General features: G+C 39.4%; 20 protein-coding genes. 15 read left to right on the top strand and 5 right to left on the bottom strand.

Annotation, left to right across the window (positions count from 1 at the left end; translation table 11 throughout):
* Positions 1–29 precede the first annotated feature (29 nt).
* From rsxC to galE, 6 genes are all read left to right on the top strand, one after another.
* The gene (gene rsxC, locus VYM24_RS20370) at positions 30–1,367 is read left to right on the top strand and encodes an electron transport complex subunit RsxC (RefSeq protein WP_291549494.1); all 1,338 of its coding nucleotides are present in this window, start codon (positions 30–32) and stop codon (positions 1,365–1,367) included.
* A gap of 6 nt (positions 1,368–1,373) precedes the next feature.
* On the top strand, positions 1,374–2,366 hold the full coding sequence (locus VYM24_RS20365) for an RnfABCDGE type electron transport complex subunit D (protein ID WP_330940789.1): 993 nt from the start codon (positions 1,374–1,376) through the stop codon (positions 2,364–2,366).
* Complete coding sequence (locus tag VYM24_RS20360; protein WP_330940788.1) at positions 2,363–3,025, top strand: RnfABCDGE type electron transport complex subunit G; 663 nt, start codon at positions 2,363–2,365, stop codon at positions 3,023–3,025. The genes VYM24_RS20365 and VYM24_RS20360 overlap by 4 nt, the downstream gene beginning before the upstream one ends.
* 17 nt (positions 3,026–3,042) lie before the next feature.
* Positions 3,043–3,627, top strand: a complete 585-nt coding sequence (gene rsxE / locus VYM24_RS20355; protein WP_007213701.1) for an electron transport complex subunit RsxE — start codon at positions 3,043–3,045, stop codon at positions 3,625–3,627.
* Between the two features lie 78 nt (positions 3,628–3,705).
* Positions 3,706–4,284: an electron transport complex subunit RsxA gene (gene rsxA, locus VYM24_RS20350; protein ID WP_007213702.1), complete on the top strand. Its 579-nt coding sequence runs from the start codon at positions 3,706–3,708 to the stop codon at positions 4,282–4,284.
* Between the two features lie 150 nt (positions 4,285–4,434).
* A complete protein-coding gene (gene galE / locus VYM24_RS20345; RefSeq protein ID WP_007213703.1) occupies positions 4,435–5,469 on the top strand; it encodes a UDP-glucose 4-epimerase GalE in 1,035 nt (344 codons plus the stop codon).
* 307 nt (positions 5,470–5,776) lie between these two features.
* Here galE and ispE read toward each other — a convergent pair whose 3' ends face one another.
* The 5 genes from ispE to VYM24_RS20320 all read right to left on the bottom strand — a co-directional run bounded on the left by ispE (position 5,777) and on the right by VYM24_RS20320 (position 8,138).
* Positions 5,777–6,607 (bottom strand): 4-(cytidine 5'-diphospho)-2-C-methyl-D-erythritol kinase, encoded by an 831-nt coding sequence (gene ispE / locus VYM24_RS20340; protein ID WP_291549491.1) that lies wholly within the window; start codon positions 6,605–6,607, stop codon positions 5,777–5,779.
* A gap of 163 nt (positions 6,608–6,770) precedes the next feature.
* Positions 6,771–6,956: a hypothetical protein gene (locus VYM24_RS20335; protein WP_330940787.1), complete on the bottom strand. Its 186-nt coding sequence runs from the start codon at positions 6,954–6,956 to the stop codon at positions 6,771–6,773.
* A gap of 110 nt (positions 6,957–7,066) precedes the next feature.
* Positions 7,067–7,204: a Lin1244/Lin1753 domain-containing protein gene (locus VYM24_RS20330; RefSeq protein WP_330940786.1), complete on the bottom strand. Its 138-nt coding sequence runs from the start codon at positions 7,202–7,204 to the stop codon at positions 7,067–7,069.
* Between the two features lie 31 nt (positions 7,205–7,235).
* Positions 7,236–7,598: an SH3 beta-barrel fold-containing protein gene (locus VYM24_RS20325; RefSeq protein ID WP_044267127.1), complete on the bottom strand. Its 363-nt coding sequence runs from the start codon at positions 7,596–7,598 to the stop codon at positions 7,236–7,238.
* Between the two features lie 180 nt (positions 7,599–7,778).
* The gene (locus VYM24_RS20320; RefSeq protein ID WP_044267129.1) at positions 7,779–8,138 is read right to left on the bottom strand and encodes a hypothetical protein; all 360 of its coding nucleotides are present in this window, start codon (positions 8,136–8,138) and stop codon (positions 7,779–7,781) included.
* 639 nt (positions 8,139–8,777) lie between these two features.
* Between VYM24_RS20320 and VYM24_RS20315 the strand changes: the two genes are divergently transcribed.
* The 9 genes from VYM24_RS20315 (at position 8,778) to VYM24_RS20275 (ending at position 21,151) form a co-directional block, all read left to right on the top strand.
* Positions 8,778–9,320: a UpxY family transcription antiterminator gene (locus VYM24_RS20315; protein ID WP_291549485.1), complete on the top strand. Its 543-nt coding sequence runs from the start codon at positions 8,778–8,780 to the stop codon at positions 9,318–9,320.
* 23 nt (positions 9,321–9,343) lie between these two features.
* Positions 9,344–9,832 carry a UpxZ family transcription anti-terminator antagonist gene (locus tag VYM24_RS20310; protein ID WP_291549484.1) on the top strand — a complete coding sequence of 163 codons (489 nt, stop codon included), beginning with the start codon at positions 9,344–9,346 and terminating at the stop codon, positions 9,830–9,832.
* Between the two features lie 40 nt (positions 9,833–9,872).
* A complete protein-coding gene (locus VYM24_RS20305; RefSeq protein WP_330940785.1) occupies positions 9,873–12,296 on the top strand; it encodes an SLBB domain-containing protein in 2,424 nt (807 codons plus the stop codon).
* Between the two features lie 10 nt (positions 12,297–12,306).
* Positions 12,307–13,437, top strand: a complete 1,131-nt coding sequence (locus tag VYM24_RS20300; protein WP_330940784.1) for a Wzz/FepE/Etk N-terminal domain-containing protein — start codon at positions 12,307–12,309, stop codon at positions 13,435–13,437.
* A gap of 231 nt (positions 13,438–13,668) precedes the next feature.
* Positions 13,669–15,114, top strand: coding sequence for a lipopolysaccharide biosynthesis protein (locus VYM24_RS20295; RefSeq protein ID WP_291549478.1), 1,446 nt, complete (start codon positions 13,669–13,671; stop codon positions 15,112–15,114).
* A gap of 56 nt (positions 15,115–15,170) precedes the next feature.
* On the top strand, positions 15,171–16,550 hold the full coding sequence (locus tag VYM24_RS20290; protein ID WP_330940783.1) for an NDP-hexose 2,3-dehydratase family protein: 1,380 nt from the start codon (positions 15,171–15,173) through the stop codon (positions 16,548–16,550).
* A 7-nt stretch (positions 16,551–16,557) separates the two neighbouring features.
* Entirely contained in the window at positions 16,558–17,535 is a 978-nt protein-coding gene (locus tag VYM24_RS20285) for a Gfo/Idh/MocA family protein (protein ID WP_330940782.1), read from the top strand.
* A complete protein-coding gene (locus VYM24_RS20280; RefSeq protein ID WP_330940781.1) occupies positions 17,525–18,604 on the top strand; it encodes a DegT/DnrJ/EryC1/StrS family aminotransferase in 1,080 nt (359 codons plus the stop codon). The genes VYM24_RS20285 and VYM24_RS20280 overlap by 11 nt, the downstream gene beginning before the upstream one ends.
* Positions 18,605–18,853: 249 nt before the next feature.
* A complete protein-coding gene (locus tag VYM24_RS20275; protein WP_291549470.1) occupies positions 18,854–21,151 on the top strand; it encodes a right-handed parallel beta-helix repeat-containing protein in 2,298 nt (765 codons plus the stop codon).
* Positions 21,152–21,178 lie beyond the last annotated feature (27 nt).

The raw sequence follows: 21,178 nt of genomic DNA, 5'->3' as shown, positions 1-21,178 counted from the left end.
AGTAATAAACGACTAAAATACAGAATTGTATGTTGAAGACATTTTCAATCGGTGGTGTTCATCCACACGAAAATAAACTTTCAGCACATCAGCCCATTATAAAGGCGGAAATTCCTGCCAAAGCTGTGATTTTGCTGGGCCAGCACATTGGTGCGCCTGCAAAGCCGATTGTAGCTAAAGGGGATGTGGTGAAAGTCGGCACAAAGATTGCCGAACCCGGTGGTTTCGTATCCGCGGCCATCCACTCGTCTGTCAGCGGCAAGGTTGCTAAAATCGATACGGTTATCGATGCCAGTGGTTATCCGAAACCTGCCATCTTTATTGATGTGGACGGTGATGAATGGGAAGAAAGTATTGACCGCACCGAAACGTTGGTGAGGGAATGTAACCTTACATCCGAGGAAATAGTAAAAAAGATAGCCAATGCCGGTATTGTAGGTTTGGGCGGTGCATGTTTCCCTACTCAGGTGAAACTCTGTCCGCCGCCTGCATTCAAAGCAGAGTGTGTGATTATCAACGCTGTGGAGTGTGAACCCTATCTGACAGCTGACCACCAGTTGATGCTGGAACATGCCGAGGAAATTATGGTAGGTGTATCTATTCTGATGAAAGCAGTGAAGGTGAATAAGGCATTTATCGGTATTGAAAACAATAAGCCCGATGCTATTCAGTTGATGGCGAAGGTGGCATCCAGCTATGCAGGTATCGAGGTTGTAGCTTTGAAGGTGCAATATCCGCAAGGAGGTGAAAAGCAGTTGATAGATGCTATTACCAGTCGTCAGGTAGCGAGTGGTGCTTTGCCAATTTCTACAGGAGCCGTGGTACAGAATGTAGGTACTGCATTTGCGGTGTATCAGGCCGTACAGAAAAACAAGCCATTGTTTGAGCGCGTGATTACCGTTACTGGTAAGTCAGTAGCAAAACCGTCTAACTTTCTGGCACGTATTGGCACACCGATGAAGCAATTGATTGATGCTTGCGGTGGTCTGCCCGAAGATACAGGTAAGATTATCGGTGGTGGTCCGATGATGGGTAAGGCATTGGTCAACACGGAGGTTCCTACCGCTAAAGGTAGTTCCGGTATTCTGATAATGAACCAAAAGGAAGCCAAACGTGGCGAGATTCAGCCTTGCATCCGTTGTGCAAAGTGCGTGGGTGCTTGTCCGATGGGATTGGAACCTTATTTGCTGTCGGCACTTGCCGAACATGCGGAATTCGAGAGAATGGAGAAAGAAAGAATTATGGATTGTATCGAGTGCGGTTCTTGTCAGTTTACCTGTCCTGCCAACCGTCCGTTGCTGGACTACTGCCGCCTAGGTAAAGGCAAGGTAGGAGCGATCATCCGTGCACGTCAAGCTAAAAAATAACGAAGTATGGAAAATAAATTAGTAATATCACTTTCACCCCACGTCCATGGTGGTGACAGCGTGAAAAAGAATATGTATGGTGTGCTTATTGCATTGATTCCTGCATTTCTTGTATCGCTCTATTTCTTCGGACTGGGTGCACTGATTGTCACGGCTACATCGGTAGCTGCCTGTTTGTTCTTCGAATGGGCTATTGGTAAATTCCTGATGAAGAAAGAAACCACAACAATCTGTGACGGCTCTGCTGTAATCACAGGTGTGTTGCTGGCATTCAATTTACCTTCCAATCTGCCTATCTGGATTATTATTCTGGGGGCATTGTTCGCCATAGGCGTAGGTAAGATGTCTTTTGGAGGATTGGGTAACAATCCGTTCAATCCTGCATTGGCAGGACGTGTGTTCCTGTTGCTCTCTTTCCCTGTGCAAATGACGAGTTGGCCGGTAGTGGGACAGTTGACTTCTTACACCGATGCTACGACGGCTGCTACTCCGCTTAATCTGATGAAGCAGATTGTCGGTGGAAATATAGAGGCTCTGAAAGATCTGCCTTCCTCTTTCGATTTGCTGATTGGTAATAATGGTGGTTGTCTGGGTGAAGTCAGTGCGTTGGCGTTACTGTTGGGATTAGCTTATATGCTTTGGAAGAAAATTATTACCTGGCATATTCCTATTTCTATATTGGCTACAGTATTTGTGTTCTCGGGTATTATGCATCTGGTAGATCCGGAACTGTATGTATCTCCCGTGCTTCAGCTGCTTACAGGTGGTTTGATGCTGGGTGCTATTTTTATGGCTACTGACTACGTCACTTCTCCGATGAGCAAGAAGGGGATGCTGATTTATGGTGTATGTATCGGGTTACTGACAGTGATTATCCGTCTGTTCGGTGCTTATCCCGAAGGTATGTCATTCGCTATTTTGATTATGAATGCCTTTACTCCGCTGATTAATACATATTGTAAACCTAAACGCTTTGGGGAGGTAGCGAAGAAGAAATGAAAAAGTTAGAATCATCCTTGAAGAATATGTTGCTGGTACTCACGGGCGTTACTGCCATCTCTGTGGCTTTGCTGGCATATGTGAATGAATTGACGAAAGAACCTATAGCACAAGCCAATGCAAAGACATTGAGCGATGCTGTCAGTGCAGTGGTTCCTGGTTTCGATAATGATCCGATTGCAGAAAAGAAGATGCAGGCTGTGAATGGCGTAGATTATGCTGTGTATCCTGCTACGAAAGGTGGAGAGTTTATTGGTGCTGCCGTAGAAGCAAGTTCAATGGCATTCGGCGGTGAGCTGAAAGTCTTGGTCGGCTTTGATGCGGAAGGAAACATTATAGATTATTCCCTATTGTCGCATGTGGAAACTCCGGGATTGGGTTCCAAAGCTGCCGATTGGTTTAAAGAAGGAAATAAAGGAAGTATCAAAGGTATGAACCCGGGTAAGACTCCGTTGTCTGTAAGCAAAGATGGAGGCCAGGTAGATGCCATTACAGCTTCTACCATTACTTCACGAGCTTTCCTGAATGCTGTGAATGCTGCTTATGCAGCTTATGCCGGTCAGAATGAATCGGATGCCGCTACGGGTGCTACGCAAAAAGTTGTTGAACCTGCTGAAAATGCCGCCACTGAAGTTGCGGACTCTATCAGCGCTAAATAAAGAAAGGAGTAGAAGATATGAATAATTTTAAAGTTATGATGAACGGGATTATTAAAGAGAATCCTACGTTTGTACTCCTGCTTGGTATGTGTCCTACGCTGGGTACCACCTCTTCCGCTATCAATGGTATGGGTATGGGACTGGCAACGATGTTTGTGCTGATTTGTTCTAATGTTGTAATCTCGGCGATCAAGAATGTAATTCCTGATATGGTACGTATTCCGTCGTTCATTGTGGTTATTGCTTCTTTTGTGACTTTACTGCAAATGGTCATGCAAGCTTATGTTCCTGCTCTATATGCTACGCTGGGCTTGTTTATTCCGTTGATTGTGGTAAACTGTATTGTATTGGGACGCGCAGAAGCTTTTGCTGCCAAAAACACTCCGGTAGCTTCTTTCTTTGATGGTTTAGGAATGGGTCTTGGCTTTACTTTGGCCCTTACTTTGCTGGGTGCCGTACGTGAATTTCTGGGAACCGGTAAGATATTCGATTTGACTATCCTTCCTGAAGAATACGGTATGTTGATATTTGTACTTGCACCGGGAGCTTTCATCGCACTGGGGTATCTGATTGCATTGATAAACGGCTTGAAAAAGAATTAATAATGGAAAATTAGAAATTAAGGATGAGAGTAGTAACTGCTTTTAGTTTTTAATTTTTAATTCTTAATTTTGGAAAGTATGGAATATATATTGATATTTATTTCGGCAATCTTTGTCAATAACATCGTATTGTCGCAGTTTTTGGGTATCTGTCCGTTTTTAGGTGTATCCAAGAAGGTGGAAACTGCATTGGGTATGTCGGCTGCCGTGGCATTTGTGCTTACGATTGCAACTATAGTGACATTTCTTATTCAGAAATTTGTGCTTGATGCTTTTGACCTGGGGTATTTACAGACTATTACTTTTATTTTGGTGATTGCTGCACTGGTTCAGATGGTAGAGATTATTTTGAAAAAAGTATCGCCTTCTTTGTATCAGGCACTGGGTGTGTTTTTGCCTCTGATCACAACTAACTGTTGTATCCTTGGTGTTGCCATCCTTGTAATTCAGAAAGATTATGATCTGTTGACCGGTGTGGTTTATGCATTTTCTACAGCTATCGGTTTTGGTCTGGCGCTGACTCTTTTTGCGGGTTTGCGCGAACAGATGAGTTTGGTAAATATCCCGAAAGGAATGAAGGGGACTCCGATCGCTCTGATTACTGCCGGTCTTTTGGCTATGGCCTTTATGGGCTTCTCAGGTGTTGTGAAAATCTGAAAAATAGAACATTAACTATAGGTTAGGGGTAGAGGAAATTCTACCCCTTTCTTTTTTAGACTAAAAAAAACACTCTTTTTTTATTTTATCTAAATTAATTTCCGTAAATTTGCCGCCACAACGATGATAACCTAATAGAATAAATCACTGATGAAAGAAAGAATTTTGGTTACAGGTGGAACAGGATACATTGGTTCACACACTGTAGTAGAACTTCAGAACGCAGGTTTCGAAGTAGTGATAATCGATAATTTGTCAAACTCTAGCGCCGATGTAGTTGATAACATCGAAAAAGTATCGGGTATTCGTCCAGCATTCGAGAAGTTGGATTGTTTGGATTTCGCCGGTCTTGACGCTGTGTTTACTAAATATAAAGGCATTAAAGCCATTATCCACTTTGCAGCCAGTAAGGCTGTAGGAGAATCGGTTCAGAAGCCGTTGCTTTATTACCGCAACAATCTGGTTTCATTGATAAACCTACTTGAACTGATGCCGAAGCATGGGGTAGAAGGTATCGTATTCTCGTCTTCTTGTACTGTATATGGCCAACCGGATGAATTACCGGTGACGGAGAAAGCGCCGATTAAGAAAGCTGAATCTCCTTATGGCAATACAAAGCAGATCAATGAAGAGATTGTTCGTGATACTGTGGCTTCAGGTGCTCCTATCAATGCAATATTGCTGCGCTATTTCAATCCGATTGGTGCGCATCCTACAGCATTGCTTGGTGAATTGCCTAATGGTGTGCCTCAAAACTTGATACCTTATCTGACCCAGACCGCTATTGGTATCCGTGAGAAACTGAGTGTGTTCGGTGATGATTATGATACGCCCGACGGCTCTTGCATACGCGACTTCATTAATGTAGTCGATTTAGCAAAAGCACATGTGATTGCTATCCGCCGCATCTTGGAAAATAAACAAAAAGAGAAAGTGGAAGTGTTCAACATTGGAACGGGCCGCGGTCTTTCAGTATTGGAATTAATTAATGCTTTCGAAAAGGCAACCGGCGTGAAACTGAATTATCAGATTGTTGGTCGTCGTGCGGGAGATATTGAAAAGGTATGGGCCGATCCTAAATTCGCAAATGAAGAGTTGGGTTGGACAGCTGTTGAAACCATCGAAGATACGTTGCTCTCTGCTTGGAACTGGCAGTTGAAGCTTCGCGAAAGAGGTATTCAATAAGCATTAAAGAGATTTTTGTTTTTATTAACAAATAAGGAATGAACAAATGCTTCCCCGCATTTGTTTATATGTTGCAAATCAGCCTGACGCTGTTTATGTATATGTGAATATCCGTAACTAGTACTTATGCCTCCCCGGCATAGACAGGTAAGATTGCATAGTAGTTTTGTCGTGTTTTATTTTGTGTTTGTGTTGTGAATAAGCCTTGTCGGGAGACAGGGCTTATTTTTTTGTTCACTGGTGAACAAAAAAAGAGGCTTGGATTTAGCCTCTTTCATATTATATACATAAAAAAAATATTCGCCTGCTATTTTAATGTTCCTCGATAAACAAATGCGTTTTCTCCAAAAACCTCTTTTGCAGGTTTATTATCTTCCGGTTTGAATAACCCGAATACGGATGAACCGGAGCCTGTCATGGCAGCGTATACGGCCCCTTGCTTATACAGCTTTTCCTTAATCGCCTTGATGGCTGGAAATTGAGGAAATACGCTTTCTTCGAAGTCATTTACCATAAGTTCCTTCCATTCTTCTATGGGATGTTTCAACACTTCTTTCAATGGGATATCTTGCCGATGCGGTTTTATCTTTGCAAATGCTTCCCGGGTGGAAACAAATATATCCGGTTTGACTAAAACAATCTGATACTCTTTTAGGGATAAAGAGATAGGGGAGAAGACGTTCCCTATTCCTTCGGCGTATGTTGGGGTATTCCGGATGAAAAAGGCACAGTCTGCCCCCAGTTTTGCGGCATATTCTTCTAAGGTTTCATCCGTTAGTTCCAGACTGAATTTCTCATTCAATAATTTCAGCATGTAAGCTGCATCGGATGATCCACCGCCTAACCCGGCACCGGAAGGAATATGCTTGAACAGGTGAATATCCACGGGTGGCAGATTGAACTTCTCATCCAGAAGCTTATAAGCTTTCACCACTAAGTTATTTTCAACTTCTCCTTCGATTTCTAATCCTGCCTGATGCAGACGAAACTTCTCGCTACCTTCGTTTAGCACGTTGACTTCCAGCGCGTCTTCCAGGGGAACAGGATAGAATACTGTTTCCAGATTATGGTACCCGTCGGGACGTTTTTCTACAATGTTCAGTCCCAGGTTTATTTTGGCATTCGGAAATGTTATCATGATTTTTAAAGCGATTTATGTGTAGCAAATATACGAATTTGTTTAGAGTGAAAAGCAAATAGAGAGAGTATTTGTTTAGAACGGAAAGCAAATAGTGGAATTAAGTCAAAGAGGCTTACTTTGGAGGGAGAAATACCTCTTTGACTTATTCGTCCGATCGTTTTTAGTTTTGGAGTAGCTTCAGAATATATTTTCCCGGCATCACAATCCTTGCTTTCATCTGCGGCGAGTTGTTGATGTCATAGAGTATTTTCCATATCTTTCCTTTCAGCTTTCCGAAATCCGTGAGTCTGAGGATGGCATTGATTTCCTTGATGACCGTCACTTTTTGGCGTTGCAACTCTTCCATCAGTCCTTCATAATTATGCGTATTTTTGTCGAGTGCATACTCCGGTGGAACAAGAAGAATCTCCTCATTCTTTCCCGTCTCCCCTTGGGGAGATATAGAGGGGGAGTTATTTATATCATTAGTCTGATTGATAGGTAAAGCGTTGCTTGCCAGTAGATGCCGTATCCTTTCATTCCTTCTTTCTGTATCATCATCATTATTTTAAAATTACTGCTTGCATTGGCGTCATGCAATAGATATGAATCCATAATTCTTCATTCTTAATTTTTCATTCTTTATTTAAATCATCGGTTTCCACTCCAGAAAATTCTCTATCTGGAATGTTCTCCATCCCTGCTGTTCTATATCCCAGTATACCACATGGCTCTGGATGCGTTCAATGTCGTATTTTCGATGGAAACAGGTTTCATAATATACAAGTGTTGCTTTTGCCATGTAAAATTCTCCATTCTGTTTACGATAGGCTATCAGTGCACATCCGTATTGCATGTATTCTGTCAACAATAGTATTCGTCTTGTCATCCATGCGATGGTTTCATCTGATAAATCAGTTTCCTGCCTGATAAGTTTCTTCCATAGATTTTCCACTCTTTCGTTTTTCGTTACATGATTCGGTTGGTGCCCCAACGTTTGTTTCTTCATTTTAATGAATTTTGTAGTTTATAAATGATTAATAATCAATCTTCTGCGATGGCTACACCCTTTGCTCCGGATGGCTACACCCTTTTGTGGTTAGGGCTACACCATCCTGGTGAAAGGGTGTAACCCTACCACAGTCAAATTGACGGGGGCAAAGTTATGCCCTTTCTTTGGAGTAAACTATCACTGATTTATTTTTACATCATATCCGTATGGGTCTATGTGCTCGGTATCTTCCTTTTGTATCACGGCCCACATCTTTCTTAGTTCTGTCATAAAGCTGCTCATTTCCATGAAGGTATCTTCTCCTTTCTCGTGTTTTAAGGCGTCTCCCGATTCGTATAAATGCATTCCCAAATCGCTTACGGTATCAATATTTTGGCCTTTATAATAGCCCAATTTGAAGCTTCTTAGAGCTCCTACACACAGGTGAGTTTTTATGCCTGCATAATACCGTTCAGCCAATAAATCCTCATTGACTATACTGATTTTACTTACTATTCTGATACAGCTTGTACTCTGATTATCAACCTGATGAGACATTTCTTTGGGATCAGATTCATTTTGAACCTCTTTTTTTTAAATCTTTCATACTACTATAAATTTTAATTGTTTATTTAACTGATATTCACAGTTAAAAATGTCGCAAAAATAGGAAATTAAAATTAGAGGTGATGATGGAGTAGGGGAAAATACAATAAATACATTCCTTTGTTAGTAGTAAATAATTGTATACTAGATATATATACTTTATTTTGAAAAGTGTTCAAAAAACGTTCGTTTAATGGGCGCAAAGATAAAGGTGTTTTTTCGAATGACAAAATGTTTGATAAAAAAACTTCTTTAAATAGGGTAAAAATGAAGCTAACTATTTGATTATAAACGATAAATGGAGACTGAAAATATCTGTTAATATTTACCCATTTTATTCTTTTTCTTTCTTTGTCTTTTTTAAAATCTTGACGCCCATTAAACGAACGATTAAAAAATACTTTTTTGTTGTAATCTGTTCGTTTATAGCTTTTTACCTATAAGGTATTGAACTGTTGTAGAAAACTCGTTGACAAGAGGAGCACAAAGCTTGTCGTATTTTACATAAAGTGTTCGCAAGTGATTGAATTTCAAGTGTATGCAAGGAGTTCAAAGCCCCAGAGGAACGCACTTTTCTGAAATAATCATAGAATGGAAGAAGTTGAAAAAGAAAGCCCAATATGGTATGCCATGCGTGCCACTTACCGTAGAGAGCCGGATGCTATGCGTCTGCTTGAAAAGGAGAAAATGGGTTGTTTCGTTCCCATGCAATACAAGATCTGCATAAAGAAAGGTAAGAAAGTTCGCGTTCTGGTTCCTGTCATTCATAATTTACTTTTTGTTCATGCTTGTCCCTCTGAGGTGAAGCGTATCAAATCACAGGTAACCTATTTACAATACATAACCGATACCCGTAGCGGTCAGAAGATTATTATTTCCGATAGTGAGATGCAGCGTTTTATTGCCGTTGCCGGTACCTATAATGATCATCTATTATATTTCCAACCTGATGAATTAAATCTGTCTAAAGGTACCAGAGTTCGTGTTACGGGTGGTGACTTCGAGGGACAGGAAGGTATTTTCCTGAAAGTGAAAGGTGCACGTGACCGTCGTGTAGTAGTTGCGATACAAGGTGTCATAGCCGTTGCCATGGCTACTATCCATCCTGACCTTATAGAGGTAATTGACAGTTGATAAATCCAAAATCATAATTCTTTATGACTCTTTCCGAAGAAATAGTTTCTCTTCAGCGTGCAGCGCACGACCTGATGTATTTGGGCATGGACGGGAGTCCGGTCTATAGCGATGACTTGTCCCGCCGTAACGGTGAAGTTTACCGTCTGACTACGGCTTTGTATAATTCCGGTGTCAAAGGTTCCACTGTGGAAGAACAGGCTAATGTTTGTCTGGCTCTTCTGATGGGCTACAACGCTTCATTTGTGGATCATGGTGAAAAACAAATACATGTTCAGGAAGTTTTAAACCGTTGCTGGGATATCTTCGATTCACTTCCTGCTTCTTTGTTGAAGCTCCGTTTACTCACAGCCTGCTATGGTGAGGTCTTTGACGATCCTTTGGCTGATGAAGCTCGTGCCATCATTGCTTCCTGGGATTCCACATCACTAACTCCCGATCAACAGGAAGCTATCGCCGAATTTCAGAATGTGGTGGATAATCCTTATCCTTGGGAATATATTGATGAATGAGAAAATCATTATGAAGAATAATTATCCTTATATATAAACTATGCGTCGATTATTATTATTTATCTTTTGTCTTTTTACTTTATCCGGTTTTGTTCATGCCCAACGCATGTCTGATGAACAGGTTGTTGAGTATGTAAAGAATGCACAAGCAGCAGGAAAATCCCAGAAGCAAATGACTACTGAGTTGCTTCGCCGTGGTGTGACTCAGGAGCAGGTATTGCGGATTAAGTCCAGGTATGAGGCTACCAATAGTACTGCTGAAGGTACAGGCAATAAGCCCAACCAGATGCGCAAACGTGCCGTGGCACTAGATTCATCTTATGAAGCTGCCGAGTTGGAAGATCAGAAGGCTGTCATTGATGAAAAGCAGGATAGCAAAGCTCATCTGGAAATGTCTGTCAGGCAGATTTTTGGTCACAATTTATTCAGAAATACCAATTTAAGCTTTGAACCCAGCGCTAATCTTGCCACTCCGGTAAGTTATCGTTTGGGCCCCGGTGATGAAGTGATTATAGATATTTGGGGTGCTTCGGAAAATACAATCCGCCAGACGATTAGTCCTGAAGGTGATATTCAGGTTAAGGATCTGGGTCCGGTTCATTTGAATGGGATGACGGTGAAGGAAGCCAACCAATATCTGCAACGTGAATTTTCTAAGATTTATTCGGGTATCGGTGGCAATGAGCCTAACTCTCAGATTCGGTTAACGCTTGGAGACACACGTACTATCCAGGTAAACATTATGGGAGAGGTTTCCGTTCCGGGTACTTATTCTCTTTCAGCTTTTTCTACGGTTTTTCACGCATTGTACCGTGCGGGTGGTGTTAATAAAATCGGTAGTCTGCGTGGCATAAAGTTGGTGCGTAATGGAAAGACTATAGAAAACCTTGATGTCTATGAGTTTATCATGAAGGGTAAGATGAATGACGATATACGTTTGCAGGAAGGCGATGTTATCATTGTGAATCCTTATGAATCTCTGGTGGAGATCGTGGGAAAGGTGAAGCGTCCAATGTATTACGAAATGAAGCCTACGGAAACTGTCGCTAATTTGCTGGAATACGCCGGTGGTTTTACTGGAGATTCCTACAAGAAAGCCGTTCGTCTTATCCGTAAGAGCGGACGTGAGCATCAGGTTTTCAATGTAGATGAAATGGATTATTCCGTATTTCGCCTGGATGACGGTGATTTGATAACTGTTGATGCCGTACTCGACCGTTTTGAAAACAAAGTTGAGATTAGCGGTGCGGTTTACCGTTCAGGACTATATCAGTTGGATGGAGAGGTAAACACGGTAAAACAGTTGATAAAGAAAGCTGAAGGGCTTCGTGGCGATGCCTTTTTGAATCGTGTATTATTGGATCGTGAACATGAGGATCTTTCTCATGAAATTATAGCTATTGATTTGAACGGTTTACTCAATGGTACCGTTGCAGATATTCCTTTGCAAAAGGATGACCATCTTTATATTCCCAGTGTGAATGATCTGAAGGAGGAAGAGACCGTATCAATATATGGTGAGGTACTAAATCCGGGAACCTTCCTGTATTCGGACAAGATGACTATAGAAGATCTGGTTGTTCAGGCTGGCGGTTTGCGTGAGGCGGCGGCTACTACTCGGGTAAGTGTAACACGTCGTATCAAGGACCCTAAGAGTACTGCTTACAGTAGTAAATTGGCAGAAACGTTTGCTTTTGATATAAAAGACGGTTTGGTGATAGGGGATGCGGATTTCTATTTACAGCCGTTTGATATGGTTCAGGTTCGTAGGAGTCCGGCTTATAAGGTACAACGTACAGTTTCTGTTTCTGGAGAAGTGTTGTTTAGTGGAAGTTATGCGCTTTTGAAAAAGAACGAGCGTTTGAGTGATTTGATAAAACGTGCGGGTGGTATAACTCCGGATGCTTACATAAAAGGCGGTCGTCTTATTCGCAGAATGAATGATGAAGAGCGTCGCCGTGAGAGGGATGCTCTACGTATGGCACGTAATGGTGAGGGCAAAGACAGTATATCTGTTGCTAAGTTGGCTATAACAGAAACATATACGGTCGGTATAGATATGGAGAAGGCTTTGGCTAATCCGGGTAGCGACTACGATGTTGTTTTGCGCGAAGGTGATGTGATCTATATTCCTGAGTTTGTCAATACTGTTAAGATTAGCGGTTCGGTTATGTATCCGAATACGGTGGCTTGGGAGAAAGGTGCGAAGCTGAAGTATTATATCAATATGGCAGGAGGCTATGGTAATATGGCAAAGAAGAGGAAAGCGTACATCATATATTTGAATGGTACAGTGGCACGTGCAAGACGCGGTGATAGTCAATTGATACAGCCAGGTTGTGAAATTGTAGTACCTAGTAAAGCTGAGAAACAGCACATGAAATTTGCAGAAATACTGGGTATCAGTTCTACTACTGCTACGATGGCGGCTATGGTAGCGACTTTGGTAAATGCTTTTAAATAGAATATGAATTATGAGTGAGGAACTTCAAAAGAACCCTTCTTCTCAAGAAGAAGAAATAGATTTGCTAAAACTTGCATTAAAGATTTGGAGGGAACGTAAGTTTATACTGAAGACTTGTGGATATGCTGTACTGATAGGATTGGTAATTGTTTTTAGTATTCCTAGGGAGTATACGGCTGAGGCCATGATTGCACCGGAAATGTCGGATAATAAAGGTGGTGGGCTTTCGTCATTGGCCGCAATGGCGGGCCTTAATCTTAATGCTACATCTGGTGCAGATGCAATATATCCTGATTTGTATCCTGATATTGTAACTTCTACTCCTTTTATAACAGGGTTATTTAATGTTCGAGTTAAAGACTTAGATGAGGAAATTGACACTACTCTTTATTGCTATTTAAATGATTATCAACGCATGCCATGGTGGTCATTAATAACTTCTGCTCCATTTAAAGCAGCTGGTTGGGCTATTTCATTATTAACAGATGAAGATGATGATGATGGTATTCTTGATCCTTTTCATTTAACGAGAGAAGAAACTGATATTGCGAAAGAGTTAAGTGAGCGTATTAATGTTTCTGTTGATAAAAAGACAGGGGTTACTACTTTGTCTGTGACAATGCAGGATGCTCGTATTTCTGCTTGTCTTACTGATACTGTAGTACGCAGGTTACAGGATTATGTTACAGAATATCGAACCAATAAGGCTCGTCAGGATTTTCTGTTTCAAGAGAAGCTTTTTGAAAGAAAAAAGAAAGAGTATGAGAAAGCTCAGGAAAACTATGCCAAGTTTGCTGACGCCAACAAGAATATTATTTTGTTGAGTTATCGTGCTGAGCAAGAAAGGTTGGAAAATGAGATGCGTTTGGCATATCAGGTTTATACCTCCGTTGCACAGCAATTGCAAATGGCAGAGGCTAAAGTACAGGAAATTACTCCTGTATATACTATTATTGAGCCATCAACTATTCCAATAAAGCCTTCAAAACCTCGTAAGGCTCTAATGCTTATAGGGATTGTATTTCTGACAGGATTCGGTTGTGTCAGTTGGGTATTATTTGGAAGGGATTTCTTTACTGATTTGAAGAATAGAAAAGAAGATAATAAAGTGAAATTGAAAGAAGAAGAGATAGGTAGGTAAATATGCATATAACTAGGGGTGAGAGATAACGCTATTTCTTAATGTAGATCTATGCGAAGATTCCTATAATTAATATAAATCAACTTAGCGTTTCTTTCTCCCTAGTTTTTTATGTATAGTTGCATTGAATAGAATTTTATATATAATACATATTGTTTTTTTTAAGCGTTTGGAAATAAGATCTTTGATGCTGATCTCTTTCAAATTTACTCTGGTCTTATTGATTATTGTATGCAGGAATCTTTAAAAGATAAAACAGTTCGTGGTGTTGGTTGGAGTTTTATAGACAATATAGCCAGTTCAGGTATTACTTTTCTTGTCGGTCTCATCTTAGCTCGTTTGCTGACTCCTGAGGAATATGGGGTTATGGCTATGATAGCTATATTTATAGCCGTATCAAATTCAATTATTGATAGTGGCTTTTCTAACGCCCTTATACGTAAAGTATACATAAATCGTATTGACTATAATACCGTTTTTTATTTTAATATAGTAGTTAGTATTGTTTTATATATTTCTTTGTTTCTTGCATCACCGGCGATAAGTGTCTTCTTTAAAGAACCAATATTGATGGAGGTTATGCGAGTAATAGGCTTTATTCTTATTATTAATGCATTATCCATTATACCTCGTACGATATTTGTACGGAATGTTAATTTTAAAACACAAACTAAGGTTTCATTAATCTCGTCTATAAGTAGTGGATTTGTTGGTATAGGTATGGCGCTTGCCGGAATGGGGGTATGGAGCTTGGTCGGTCAACAGCTATCCCGGCAATTATTGAATGCTTTATTTTTATGGATTTTCTGTAAATGGTATCCTAACCTTGAATTTTCAATAAAAAGTTTTAATGAGCTTTTTGGCTTTGGATCCAAGCTATTGTTATCCGGGCTTATAAACACTATTTATAAGAATATTTATTATATCATTATTGGTCGCTTTTATGCTTCTTCCATATTAGGACAATATACGCGTGCAGAACAGTTTAATATAATATTCTCCAGCAATTTGACTACTGTTGTCCAACGTGTTAGCTATCCTGTATTAAGTTCAATTCAAGAGGAATCAGAACGATTACGTGAAGCTTATCGCAAGGTTATAAAAACTACTATGCTGATAAGTTTTGCATGTATGTTAGGACTTGCAGCTGTAGCAAAGCCTTTGATTCTTATTTTAATAGGTGCAAAGTGGCTTCCTGCCGTTTACTTTTTACAAATAATCTGTTTTGCCGGTATGTTGTACCCTCTTCATGCTATTAATTTGAATATTTTGCAAGTAAAAGGACGCTCTGACTTATTTTTAAAATTAGAAATAATAAAAAAAATAATAGCAGTAGGTCCAATTATGATAGGTATGTATTGTGGTATTGAATATATGCTTTGGGGAAGTGTAGTAAGCTCTTTTATTGCTTATTTTTTGAATAGCTATTATTCTGCAGGATTGATAGATTATCCCACTATAGATCAATTGAAAGATATATTGCCTACATTTCTTACATCCCTTACCGTAGCTTTCATTATGTGGTGTGTCTCTTTGTTAGATTGGTCGGTTTATCTCCTTCTCCCGATCCAGTTAGTATTGGGAATTCTATTGGCATTTTTTATTTACGAGAAAATAAAGTTACCGGAGTACCTTGAACTTAAGCAACTTGGCATCTCTCTGTTAAAACGAAAGTAAACATAATTCGGGATAGAAAATAATATATCAGTAATAATTCAAGAAAAAATCGTACAATGGTAATTCGTTCTTTATTAACCATTCAGGGTACTTTGCATTCGCTGGATGAAATACGTCTTTGGATTGAGAATCGTAATCGTTCAATTCAGGTCGCAGTTGATCCTGTTCCTTTTTCTTCCCTAGATCACTGGTCTCAGGATGAAGATGGTACTTTAAGACATAGTTCCGGTCGTTTTTTTTCGATTGAAGGGATTCGTGTAGAGACAGACTATGGCTCCCTTTCCAGTTGGACGCAGCCTATAATCAACCAACCGGAAGTAGGCTATCTGGGGATTTTGACCAAGGAATTTGATGGTGTCCTTTATTTTTTGATGCAAGCAAAGATCGAACCCGGGAATGTAAATTGTGTGCAGATTTCTCCTACCTTGCAGGCTACTAAGAGTAATTATAGTCAGATTCATAAAGGGAAACAACCCCTATACCTTGATTATTTTGTGAATGCGAGCCCTGACCAGATAATTCTTGACCAACTTCAATCCGAACAGGGAGCAAGGTTTCTTCGTAAGAGAAACCGCAATATTATAATAAAAGTGGAGGAGGATGTTGAGGAGTATGATGATTTCCGCTGGATGACACTCGGTCAGATAAAAGAGTTGATGCGTTATGATAATATGGTCAATATGGATACCCGTACCGTTCTTTCCGGTTTAAAAATCAGCGACTATTTATCTCTTGCGGATGATACGAGTCGTTTGTCGGTTTTTGGTAGGGATTTGTTTCTTTCTTCCGTAACGAATCACTGTCATACTACGATATCCGAGCATCTTTCCTGGCTGTCTTCTTTAAAGTCCCGGTATGATTTGAAGGTACATCCTTTTCCTCTCCGGAAAATGACAGATTGGCGGGTATTGCCCGGTGAAATATCCCGTGAGGATGGAAAATACTTTAAAGTGGTTGGTGTGAAAGTTACCATATCTAACCGTGAGGTCTCTTCGTGGTGCCAGCCGTTGATTCAACCGATGCAGCAAGGCATATGTGCTTTTATCATCAAAAAGATAAATGGAGTTTATCATTTTATGGTGCAGGCAAAACTTGAATGCGGTAACTTTGATGTTATGGAATTGGCTCCTACAGTGCAATGTCTGACAGGTAATATTCCTTCTTCTCGAAGTGCCCGTCCGCCTTTCCTTGACCTTGTGCTTGAGTCTTCCGGATCTCAGGTGCTTTACGATACTTTACAATCGGAAGAAGGAGGCCGCTTCTATCATGAGCAAAACCGTAACATGCTTGTTGAGGTGGATGATTCTTTTCCCCTCGAACTCCCTGAACGTTATCGCTGGATGACTTTAGGACAAATCTATCAGTTCTTGCGTTTCAATAATTATCTGAACATTCAGTCCCGCAGTTTGATAGCGGCTCTAAATTATTTATCTTAAATATCGAATGGCTAAAAAATATAAAGTGGGCGTGCTTGGATGTGCCCATATAGCAATCCGCTCCCTTCTTCCCGCCTTTTCGTCATCTGAACGTTTTGAACTGACTGGCATTGCCAGTCGTGATTTTCACAAAGCCCAACTTGCAGCTGCCCCTTATCATTGTGTTGCTTACGGTAACTATGAAGAGCTGCTGGATAATGAGGATATCGAATTGGTATATATTCCGCTTCCAACAGGCTTACACTATGAGTGGATCCATAAAACTTTGGAAAAAGGAAAGCATGTGATGAGTGAGAAATCTCTGTCGTGCACTTATGATGAGGTTCGGGAGCTTGTTGAACTTGCCTGTGATAAACATTTGCTTCTGATCGAGAACTTCCAGTTTCGTTTTCATTCCCAGCATGTTTGGGTAAAAGAACTTTTGGAAAGGCATGAATTGGGTGACCTCCGTTGTTTCCGCTGTTCTTTTGGATTCCCCCCTTTTGAGGATCGGAATAATATCCGCTATTCGAAATCTCTTGGCGGCGGGTCTTTGCTTGATGCGGGAGCTTATACCTTGAAAGCTATGCAGTTTATACTTCCTGATTGTAGTTTAAGTTTGCGTTCCGCTTCTTTATACCAACCTTCTGATATGGAGGTTGATTTGTACGGAGGGGCGTACCTTGACAGTCCCCAAGGTGTCATTGCAGAGCTTGCTTTCGGTTTTGATAATTATTATCAGTGCGGCTATGAAATTTGGGGCAGTCTTGGTAGATTGACTACCACCCGTGCGTTCACCGCTCCTGCTGGTTTTTCTCCGAAAGTAATCTTGGAAAAGCAGGGGCGTTACGAGGAGATTCTCTTACCAGCTGATGATCATTTCTCAAATATGCTGGCGCATATTGCTCACTGTTTGGATACAGGAGAGTTTTCAGGTGAATATATACAGAATTTGAATCAATCCCGGTATATCGGGCAAATAAAAGAATATTGTTATGGCAAATAAAAGTATCTATGTGACGATGCCTACTTTGGCACCGTTGGAAGAAGTAACTCAGCTTATGCAGGGTATTTGGGAGCGTGGTATTATGACGCATAACGGTCCCCTAGTACAACGTTTTGAGAAGGAAGTTGCTGATTATCTTCACTTGCGTAATATTGTTTCAGTGACCAATGGTACTATTGCCATTCATATGGCTATCCGTGCCTTGGGCCTTAAAGGTGAGGTCATTACTACCCCTTTTACTTTCATCGCTACAATCAGCTCCATTATTTGGGAGGGTTGTACGCCTGTCTTTGTTGATATTGATCCTGAGACATTGAATATGGACCCGTCTAAGATTGAGGAAAAGATCACTGAACATACTTGTGCAATTCTTCCCGTACATGTTTTCGGTAATCCCTGCGAAGTCGAGCAAATTGATGCTATAGCTAAGAAGCATAACTTGAGAGTGATTTATGATGCTGCGCATGCTGTCGGGGTGAATTATAAAGGCAGGTCAATATTTGAGTACGGTGATATTTCCACTACGAGCTTTCATGCCACAAAGATGTTGAATACGGCTGAGGGAGGTGCCTGCTTTGCCTTGGACGATGAATTGCATGAAAAGTTGAAGCGCTTGCGTTTCTTTGGTTTTGATGATCGTAAGGATGTTGTGGATGATGGTACTAATGGAAAAATGACCGAAGTTCATGCGGCTATCGGCATTGCCAATTTGCGTTATCTGCCGTCTGCCCTGGCTGATCGTCAAGAAAAGTATATGCTGTATAAAGAGATACTTTCTCAATGTCCTGAATTGAAGTTTCAGCGTATCAATGAGGCTTGTAACTATAGTTATTTTCCAGTGATATTTCCTTCGGAAGCAACGCTTCTCTCTGTTGAGAAAAAGTTGAATGCTGAAGGCATTTATCCAAGACGCTATTTCTATCCTTCGGTGAATACCTTTACACAGATACTTCCCTATGTAGAAATGCCTGTTTCCGAAGACATTTCGAAAAGAATACTTTGTCTGCCTTTGTACTATGGTTTGGCAAAGGAGGAGATTGAAAGAATTGCTACTGAAGTATTATTATAATTTCTATATTATGAGCTTTCTATTTTTGTGTCCTGCTGAACTGAATTTAATTATCAAAGGGTTGGAACCTGTATCAAGAGAAAGGCATTTGCCGATAGCATACAAGATGATTTGTTTGTAAATGTGATATTCCAAAATGATTAATGTTTTTGACTACTACGTTACAGAGATAAATATCGTAATGTAAGTATTGCTGATAAGAAAAGTTTTAATAAAATAATTTAACAAATGGTCTTGTGGATTGTTTTTATGAAAAAAACATTTGATACATGTTTGAAAGGGATATTATTCTCACTCTTTATCTCTATTAAGTTTTTATGCTATACTAATGGAGCTAATAGTGTACTCATTAATTCACAAAAAGAGAATGCACTAAGTTATGTGGAATTGTGCAATAATAAATCTTTTGCTAGTCAAGTAACCCAAAGTAATGTAACCTATATTATTCGTAGTGATTTTGATCTGAATGGTGGACAAATAAAGTTACCTAAATCTTCTACTTTTAAATTTATCGGTGGTACAATAAATAATGGTACGCTTATTGGAAATAGTTCAATTATTATTTCTGATAATGTAATGATATTTAGAGATGTTGTAATCAAAGGAACTTGGAAGGTTGCGGACATTTATGATACGTGGTTCTTTTATAAAACATCAAAAGATAATCCGGCTAATCAGATAATAAAAAATATTATATCTCTTACTGATGACACATTACATAACACAATTCATTTTATATCAGACAGAGTGTATTGGTACGAAGTTGCCTATAAAGGTAATCCGGTTTTAGGAGATATTGTGAGACCGATGTATGCAAAGCTGAATAGCGAAGAGTATGCTTTTTTGACGATATTTGAATTAAAATCAAACACTAAAATGATTTTAAATAATATTTGGAAAATGATTCCAACGAATCAAGGTGCTTATTTTGTCTTCAAAATTATACATAAGGAAAATATTGAAATTTGTGGAACTGGTGCAATATATGGTGATGCTAAAGCACATTTGTATTCAGATCCATTTGTGTCCAAAAGTACTTATTATGGAGAATTTGGTCACATTTTTAAGATATTAAGTTGTAATAATGTAATATTACGTGATATTACTGTTGGTGAGGCTTTTGGAGATGGTATTGGAATAGGTTCCAATGTTGTTGAAATTTCTGCAGGTGAAATAACTTCAAGCCCATCTGGGGGAATTGTGGATAAACCTACAAAGAATGTTTTGATTGATAATGTTAAAGTCCTTTTCAATAGAAGAAATGGCATTTCTTGTGCAGCTCATGATGTCTCTATAAAGAATGTATATTTTGAGGGGAATGGGATTGAAGAAATCAATGGTACTGCTCCAATGTGTGGAATAGATTTTGAAAGTGACTATATCAAAATTAATCCTATTTGTAGGAATGAAAATGTATCTATGTCTAATTGCATATTTAGAAATAATAGATATGATGTGTCATCAACCAATAATACACAAAAAAATTATGGGCGATATGCTACTGTTATTTCAGATTGTAATTTTACAGCTCCTTTAAGGCTAAACACTACATTTTGGCTTAAATTTATTAATTGTCATATACCATGTATAAGCAATGTAGGTAATAGCATTAACTATTATACGGAAAGTAGCCATATATGTTATGATAATTGTAGGTTTGATGAGTTAAATCCATATTTGACAAGTGCTGCTGCTATTTATGAACATGAGTTTATTAATTGTATAAGTCCTCAAGATACGGAGGGGATGGTTAAACTTTTTGTGAATCTCAATAAGGGGCAAGTATGTAAGATGTCTATTCCTAAAGGCAATTTTTCTCAAATTGAACTTGCAGCTTTTGCTAACAGTGGTGGTATTAAGCAATCTACAAATGTGACAACATATACATTAGGTAATTCTGCCACTAGTATGATTAATGATTTCCGAATTGGTTATCGGCGGGATTCGACCCTAACAACGTCCATATATGAATTTTTGCCAATATTCTCTAATGTAAAATATAATAATGAAGAGAATAGTTATGAAATTTTTTTAGCTATGGGCAATACTATTGTTGGTGGAGATTTAGATGATACTTGGAGAATTGTTATTTACTATAATTTAAAATCAGAGTATAGTGTTATTAAACATGGTAATGTTGCGGTTGGTTCTAAAAAAGGATCTATTGCAATTAGTGGAGGGGTATATCCAACGCCTTTAGAAGTAAAACTTTCAAAAGTTAATTTTGAGGATGTTGAGAAGACTATTACATTTCCATATGCTGAAATGTTTAAGGTTATAAAAGGAACAGAATTGCCGGTTTTAGATGCTTCCAATGCGGGTAAAACATTTTTTTTGCTTGATGATAAGATTCCCGTTTGGTACGACTCTTATACAAAAACATTTAGAATGTCAGATGGATATATTTATAAAAAGAAACAAGGGACAACTTCTGAAAGGCCTCGGGATGTAGAGGCTGGATTCCAATATTTTGATACTACTTTAAAACAACCTATATGGAGTGCTGGTAATAATCAATGGGTAGATGCGTTGGGGAATAATATTTAAAAGAGGTTAGTTTACTTTATGAAATTT

Origin of the sequence: Bacteroides sp. MSB163 (assembly GCF_036416795.1) — a bacterium.
Taxonomy (GTDB): domain Bacteria; phylum Bacteroidota; class Bacteroidia; order Bacteroidales; family Bacteroidaceae; genus Bacteroides; species Bacteroides maternus.
The sequence above is the reverse complement of the archived record's forward strand: the minus strand, read 5'-3'. Positions and strand labels throughout refer to the sequence as shown.

Bases quoted from the DNA above. Each gene is read 5' to 3' on its own strand.
- ispE (WP_291549491.1), bottom strand. From the start codon at position 6,607: ATGATAACATTTCCGAATGCCAAAATAAACCTGGGACTGAACATTGTA.
- rsxC (WP_291549494.1), top strand. From the start codon at position 30: ATGTTGAAGACATTTTCAATCGGTGGTGTTCATCCACACGAAAATAAA.
- VYM24_RS20290 (WP_330940783.1), top strand. From the start codon at position 15,171: ATGGTAATTCGTTCTTTATTAACCATTCAGGGTACTTTGCATTCGCTG.
- VYM24_RS20295 (WP_291549478.1), top strand. From the start codon at position 13,669: ATGCAGGAATCTTTAAAAGATAAAACAGTTCGTGGTGTTGGTTGGAGT.
- VYM24_RS20285 (WP_330940782.1), top strand. From the start codon at position 16,558: ATGGCTAAAAAATATAAAGTGGGCGTGCTTGGATGTGCCCATATAGCA.
- rsxE (WP_007213701.1), top strand. From the start codon at position 3,043: ATGAATAATTTTAAAGTTATGATGAACGGGATTATTAAAGAGAATCCT.
- VYM24_RS20300 (WP_330940784.1), top strand. From the start codon at position 12,307: ATGAGTGAGGAACTTCAAAAGAACCCTTCTTCTCAAGAAGAAGAAATA.
- VYM24_RS20305 (WP_330940785.1), top strand. From the start codon at position 9,873: ATGCGTCGATTATTATTATTTATCTTTTGTCTTTTTACTTTATCCGGT.
- VYM24_RS20320 (WP_044267129.1), bottom strand. From the start codon at position 8,138: ATGTCTCATCAGGTTGATAATCAGAGTACAAGCTGTATCAGAATAGTA.
- VYM24_RS20280 (WP_330940781.1), top strand. From the start codon at position 17,525: ATGGCAAATAAAAGTATCTATGTGACGATGCCTACTTTGGCACCGTTG.
- VYM24_RS20365 (WP_330940789.1), top strand. From the start codon at position 1,374: ATGGAAAATAAATTAGTAATATCACTTTCACCCCACGTCCATGGTGGT.
- VYM24_RS20360 (WP_330940788.1), top strand. From the start codon at position 2,363: ATGAAAAAGTTAGAATCATCCTTGAAGAATATGTTGCTGGTACTCACG.
- VYM24_RS20275 (WP_291549470.1), top strand. From the start codon at position 18,854: ATGAAAAAAACATTTGATACATGTTTGAAAGGGATATTATTCTCACTC.
- galE (WP_007213703.1), top strand. From the start codon at position 4,435: ATGAAAGAAAGAATTTTGGTTACAGGTGGAACAGGATACATTGGTTCA.
- VYM24_RS20330 (WP_330940786.1), bottom strand. From the start codon at position 7,204: ATGGATTCATATCTATTGCATGACGCCAATGCAAGCAGTAATTTTAAA.
- VYM24_RS20310 (WP_291549484.1), top strand. From the start codon at position 9,344: ATGACTCTTTCCGAAGAAATAGTTTCTCTTCAGCGTGCAGCGCACGAC.
- VYM24_RS20325 (WP_044267127.1), bottom strand. From the start codon at position 7,598: ATGAAGAAACAAACGTTGGGGCACCAACCGAATCATGTAACGAAAAAC.
- VYM24_RS20315 (WP_291549485.1), top strand. From the start codon at position 8,778: ATGGAAGAAGTTGAAAAAGAAAGCCCAATATGGTATGCCATGCGTGCC.
- VYM24_RS20335 (WP_330940787.1), bottom strand. From the start codon at position 6,956: ATGGAAGAGTTGCAACGCCAAAAAGTGACGGTCATCAAGGAAATCAAT.
- rsxA (WP_007213702.1), top strand. From the start codon at position 3,706: ATGGAATATATATTGATATTTATTTCGGCAATCTTTGTCAATAACATC.